This is a genomic window from Rhodoferax sp. GW821-FHT07G04 (assembly GCF_059418585.1).
Genome location: NZ_JBWKQD010000011.1, coordinates 1 through 6,077, shown reverse-complemented (window position 1 = coordinate 6,077; position 6,077 = coordinate 1). Strand labels below are relative to the sequence as shown.

Genomic DNA, 6,077 nt, shown 5'->3' with positions numbered 1-6,077 from the left:
GGCTGGGTACGGGCATTTTCTTCACCACTCTGCGAAAGAACCATCATGGCAAAACTCGTACTGGGCAAACGCCCCAAGAACTTCAAGCGCACCGTTGACGTGCAGATGCTTGACGGCACCGTCGGCTCCATTGAGTGCACCTTCAAATACCGCACCCGCGAAGAATTTGGCGCATTCATCGATGCCCGCACTACCACCGCGCTGGATTCAACCAAGGCCGGCAATGCTTCCGTGACTGTCGATGCGGACGGCGACAAGCCCTTCAGCCTCAAAGAGCACCTGAAGAAGTCCATAGAGGCCAGCGCCGACTACATCCTGGATATTTTGGAGGGCTGGAATCTGGATGTGGAGTTGTCCCGCGCCTCCCTGGAAGACCTGGCGAACGAATACCCCGGCGCCGCGGCCGCCATCATCGAGACCTACCGCGCCGCCATCAGCGAGGGCCGGCTGGGAAACTGAGGGCCATCGCCGCGGCGTTCTACCAGCGCCCGCCCAAGCAAAACGCGGCGGCGGATGACTGGTTTGAGTTTGACGACTTCGACGATGGCGACACCGAAATTTGGCCCGAAAACCTGGCCGCCTTCGCGCTGTTCTGCCGCCTGCAGACGCAATGGCGAGTGGGCATGGGTGGCGCAGTCGGCCTGGACTATTGCGCCGCCTATCCCTTGATAGACCGCGCCGCAACCAGTTCGCAGCACTGGGACCAGTTGCTGGCGGACCTGCAGGTGATGGAGCTTGCCGCCATCCCTGAAATCAACTCCAAAACCTAGCCACCTTGCGGTGGCTTTTTCGTACCCCCACCATGTCTGATGATCTAAGCATTCAGGGCGAGGTCGTTGTCCGCGCAGACAAGGCTACCCAGGCCTTTGACCTGGTCGCCGACAAGGCCCAGGCCATGGCGACCGATGTTGTGGGCGCTGCTGGCAAAGCGGGCCAGGCTGTCGACGGCATTGGTACGTCTGCTGAAAAGGGTGCCGAGAAGTTCACCCGGGCTGAAGGGCGCATTGAGGCCTCCATCAAACGCGCCACGCGCGAGTTTGAGTTGCTGGGAAAGACCGCCTCTCAGCGTATCGAGTTCAACATCGCAGAACGCGGCCTGGACGCCTCCAAGTTCGAGCCCATGCTTCAAGGCTTGCGCGATGTGGAGGCACAAGCCCGCCAGGCCCACGCGGCGGCTACTGGCTCGCTCGACGGTATAGGCATGTCCGCCAAGGCCACGGCGGCCGCCATGCGCGCCGTGCCGGCCCAGTTCACCGACATCGTGACAAGCCTGCAGGGCGGTCAAAGGCCGCTGACTGTGCTGCTGCAGCAGGGTGGGCAGTTGAAGGACATGTTTGGCGGTGCCGGCAACGCCGCGCGCGCGCTGGCAACCTATATTGCGGGGCTGATCACGCCGTTCACGGCGTTGGCGGCCGGCGTGGGGGCTGTCGGTCTGGCGTACTACAGCGGTAGCCAAGAGGCCTCGGCGTTCACCAAGGCCATCATCCTGTCTGGCAACGCGGCCGGTGTGACTACCGCACAGTTGGGCACCATGGCGGCCAACGTCGCCAAAATCTCTGGCACGCAAGGCGCGGCTGCCGAAGCGCTGGCTGCGTTCGTGCAGTCGGGGGCTATAGGCGCGCAAAACCTTGAGCGCTTCTCCGCAGCGGCCATCAACTACAGCAAGGCAACAGGCCTTGCTATTGGCGACATCGTTAAGCAGTTTGAAGAGCTGAAGAAGGCTCCGCTGGAGGCCTCGCTCAAGTTCAATGACTCCACCAACTACCTGACGGCCAACATCTACCGCCAGATCAAGGCGCTGGAGGAGCAAGGCCGCACTGCCGAGGCTGCGGCCCTCGCGCAAACAGCGTGGGCAGACGCCACCAACTCCAATGCGCAAAAGATCCTAGCCAACCTAGGCCTGCTGGAGCGCGGGTGGATGGCGGTGGCTAGTGGCGCCAAGGGCGCGTGGGACGCCATGCTGAATGTGGGCCGTCCCACCGACCCCGTGGCGGGCGCGCGCACGGCACTCGCCACGGCCCAGGAGGCGCTGGCCAGGGTCCAGGCACGCAGCAGCCAGTCCGGTTTGCGCGGCGATGAGTTGGCCAACGAAAACGCGCGCATCGAGCGCTTGCAGCGTGCTGTCGCCTTGCGCAATCAAGAGCTAGCGATTGTGGAGAAAGGCGCTGGCTATGAGGCCCTGAGCGCGGCCATGCAGGCGCGGAATGCTGAGGCGACGAAGGCGTTGGCAGCGTTCGAGAAGCAGGGTGACGAATTCAAGACCAAGGCGGCCAAGCGCGACGAAGAGGTTACCAAAGCCCAGGTAGAAGGGCAAGACTTGATTGCAGCCGGTCTCATCACTGAAAAGGATCTGCGCGAACGCATAGCCAACATTCGCCAAAAGTACAACGAGACAACTGGTCAGTCTGAGGTGGCCGCACTGCGCGCGCAGTTGGTTGAGAGAACAAAGTACCTTGAACAACTACGCACCCAGGGGCTCGACGCCAAAAAAGGTACAGAAGGCGATGCAAAAGTCCTGAAGATTCAGGAGGAGTTGAAGACATCCATCACTGGCGTGGCTCGTGCGGAGAAAGAAAAAGAGCTGGTGATCGCGCAGAGTCTTGCGACAAAGGAAAAGCAGATTGCCCATGAAGAGGCTTATTGGACGGCTCTCAAGGCCTCAAAAAACGTCCTGGAACAGCAGATCGACGCCGTTCGCAAGCAGGCCACCAGCATTCACGACCAGGCCCTGGGCCAAGAGGCGGTCAACGCCAATTTTGGCAAGTCCAAAACTGCCATCGAGCAAAGCACGCTGGCCCTTCTCAAGCAGCAATTTGCCGAGGCGGACTCTTCCGACCGGTTCGCACCGGCATACGTGGCGGCGCTGCAGTCCAAGATCGAGGCACAGCAAAAGTTCGTTCAAGCGCTGCAAGAGACCGAGTACAAGCAAGAGGCCCTTAAGCTGGCCGAAGGCGGTATTTCGGCCTCGCAAGAGGCAGAGTCCCTGCGCCTGCAGGTGGAGCTCATAGGCCAGTCCCAACAGGTGCGCGAGCGCATCATTGGGCAGCGCCAGGTGGAGCTGCGCCTGGCAAAGGAACTGGCGGTCATTGAAAAGCTCAACCTGGGCGAGGGGCCGGAGGCTGACGCCCGGCGTGCCGAGCTGCGCGCACAGGCCACAGCCAACGCCGTCATCGAAGCCAACAACGTGGCCACCAAGTCGGTGCTTGACGAATGGCAGCGCACGGCCGACAGCATCAACCAATCCCTCACCGATGCACTGCTGCGCGGATTTGAGTCGGGCAAGGGCTTTGCCGAGAACCTGCGCGACACCGTGGTCAACATGTTCAAGACCATGGTGCTGCGGCCAATCATCAGCGCCATCATCAGTCCAGTTACAGGCCTGATCAGCAGCGCGGTGACCAGCGTTGTGGGCGGTGGTGGCGGTGGACTGTTCGGCGGTGCGGGCAACGTCTTGAGCGCGGCAAGCGGCCTCAATTCCCTGTACACCAACGGCGGTAGCCTGATGACTGCTGGCTCCCAGGCGCTCACCACGGCCACCAACTACTTTGGCGGCCTATACGCAAAGATCACCGGCACCACGCTCTCCAACGTTATTGGTTCCACCGCTGCCAGTGGCGTGGCGGCCACAGCGGGCGGCACCGCCATAGGTGGTAGCGCTGGCATTGGCTCGGGCACTGTGTTGGGGGGTGGCACGGCTACCGCTAGCAGTGCGGCCGGATTTGCTGGTATTCCTGTGGCGGGATGGATCGCCATGGGCGTGCTGGCCTCGGGTGAGGCATTCGATCAAGGCTTTCGCGCTGGCAACAAGGGTGGCCTGGGTTTCACGGTCAGCGATGGATCCAACATTGGGCCGGCTGGCAGCTTCCTGGGGCCAAACGGTATCGTCAATGCCACTGACAAGATCTGGCAGAGCCTGGGCGTTGACCCCAAGACAGCCGCCATGTTGTCGGGCAGTGCTCTGGGCGCGGCTGGTATGTATGCAGTCCTGGGCGGCTATAAGGTCAGCGCCGACGGCAGCGCCCTGGCGGGCACGCTGTCGTCCACCGGTGGGGCATCGCTGCAGCGCCGCGACGACTTCACGCAAGACCACCGCGGTGCGTTCGGCATCGGGTCTTACACCACGCACAACTCGGAGTACTCTGCCGCGTCCGCCGGTACGGTGGACTATGTCAATTCCGCGATCCAGGTGGTGGACGCATCCGTCAAACACTACGCCGCAGCCATCGGCTTGACCGCGGACGCCATAGATGGGTTCTCCAGCCAGATCGATGTGACCTTGAGCGGGCTCAATGCCGACCAGCAAAAGGCAGCCATTGACAAGGCCATCACCGGCTTCATGGATGAGATGGTGTCGGCCGCCTTCGGCCCGCAGATCAGCGTGCTGGCCAAAGAGGGAGAAACGTCGTCGCAAACGCTGGTGCGGCTGGCATCGGATCTGGGTGTTGTCAATTCGGACCTGAAGCAGCTTGGCCTATCGCTGCTGCCAATAGGGGTGAACAGCGCAGGCATGGCCAGTGGCTTGGTCAACGCCTTTGGCGGCGTGGAGAAGCTGCAGGCCGGTGTGGGCGCGTATTACGAGGCCTTCTACAGCGACAGTGAAAAGACCGCCAACGCCATAGCGAGCCTGAATGCTTCGTTTGCAGCGCTGGGAGTGTCGGTGCCCGCGTCCAAGGAAGAATTCCGCCAACTGATCGGCAGCATAGACATTTCCACCGCAAGCGGCCAGGCCCTGGTCGCATCGCTCATCAGCCTTGCACCAGCCTTTGACCAGGCATCTTCCTCGGCAAGGGCTGCGGCCAACAATTTGATATCCGCCGCACAGAACTGGGGAACGGTCGCCGATGTACGCAACCTCCAGGCGCAGCAACTGCAGCGCACGTTGGCAGACGGCGGTTTGAACCTCAGCCTGAATGAGATTCTGTCCGCCACGCAGTCGTCGGCGTTGTCCTACTACCAGTCCCTGGACCCGAACTCCAGGCAGGCCCAGGTGCTGCTGGCCAACCAGCAAGCCATCTTCGACTTCGTAGGTGGCGCGCGGCAATCGGCGCAAGGCACATTTGGCTCTGGGGTGGGCAGCAGTGGCGGGGGCGGTGGGGGCGGTGGTGCTGGTGAAACTGCCGCCAGCAGCATTGCCAATGCCTGGCAGCAGATCACCGACAGCATCTGGAATGAGGTCAAACGTATCCGTGGCCTGTTGGAGGGTACTGGCGAAGATGCTTACGTCAAGGCGCAAGCCCGCTTCGGTGTGGCCACAGCGCAGGCGCGCGCGGGTGACCAGGATGCCGCCAAGTCCTTGCCAGAACTGAGTCAAAACCTGTTGTCGCTGGCCGAGACCAATGCACAGACGCTGTTTGATCTGCGCCTAGTGCAAAGCCAGACCGCCGCGAGCCTTGTCACAACCGGAACGATCTTGTCAACCCGATTTGGTCTGGCTCTGCCGTCTGCAGCGGCGGCGGCTCCGGCTGCGGTGCAGCAAGCCAGCAGCCAGGTGGCGCCGGCAACCTACAACCCCAGCCTGGGTGTCGGCAGTTCGGTGGCTGATGCGGCCACGGCCGCTGGCCTACGCGCCCTGGCGGATCGGCTTGATCTGATCGAGGCCAACACCCGGGCGGGGGCGCAACACGGTGCCACCACGGCCCGCATCTTGACCCGGGTCACACCCGACGGCGATGCAGTTGCAACAAGAGAGGAAGCGTAATGAACCTGACCCCCGACATGCTGGTGCTCAAGCCGCACACCATGACGGATGCGATGTTGAGTAGCGCCACCGCGTTGGAGACCGCACCAGCGGCCTACGCGGGTGGCACTACCTATGCCATCAATGCCAAGGCGTCGGTGGCTGGGGCGGCCGGGTTGATCACGGTGTACCGCAGCAAGGCCAACGCCAACACGGGTAACACACCGGCCAGCTCGCCGACCTGGTGGGAGGTGTTCTGCACGCTCTACCAAGCGTACAACTCGCTTACCCCCTACGCGGCGGACGATCGTGTGCAGGACAACACCGCGCACATGATCTACCAATCTGTGCAGGCTGCCAACACCGGCCATGCGCTGACAGATACCGACTGGTGGATACC

Annotated in this window: 3 protein-coding genes and 1 pseudogene; all 4 read left to right on the top strand. The window is 62.3% G+C overall.

All coding sequences use genetic code 11. The annotated features are described in order from the left end of the window. The first annotated feature begins 45 nt into the window (after window positions 1-45). Window positions 46-459: a phage tail assembly chaperone gene (locus tag AC07OO_RS25325; RefSeq protein ID WP_495084949.1), complete on the top strand. Its 414-nt coding sequence runs from the start codon at window positions 46-48 to the stop codon at window positions 457-459. Continuing rightward, window positions 387-770, top strand: coding sequence for a DUF1799 domain-containing protein (locus AC07OO_RS25320; RefSeq protein ID WP_495084948.1), 384 nt, complete (start codon window positions 387-389; stop codon window positions 768-770). Before AC07OO_RS25325 ends, AC07OO_RS25320 begins: the two co-directional genes overlap by 73 nt. A 32-nt stretch (window positions 771-802) precedes the next feature. Continuing rightward, the gene (locus tag AC07OO_RS25315; RefSeq protein WP_495084947.1) at window positions 803-5,698 is read left to right on the top strand and encodes a phage tail length tape measure family protein; all 4,896 of its coding nucleotides are present in this window, start codon (window positions 803-805) and stop codon (window positions 5,696-5,698) included. Then, window positions 5,698-6,077: pseudogene (locus AC07OO_RS25310) on the top strand (hypothetical protein); the annotation flags it as partial. The gene AC07OO_RS25315 and the pseudogene AC07OO_RS25310, both read left to right, overlap by 1 nt.

Bases quoted from the DNA above. Each gene is read 5' to 3' on its own strand.
- AC07OO_RS25325 (WP_495084949.1), top strand. From the start codon at position 46: ATGGCAAAACTCGTACTGGGCAAACGCCCCAAGAACTTCAAGCGCACC.
- AC07OO_RS25315 (WP_495084947.1), top strand. From the start codon at position 803: ATGTCTGATGATCTAAGCATTCAGGGCGAGGTCGTTGTCCGCGCAGAC.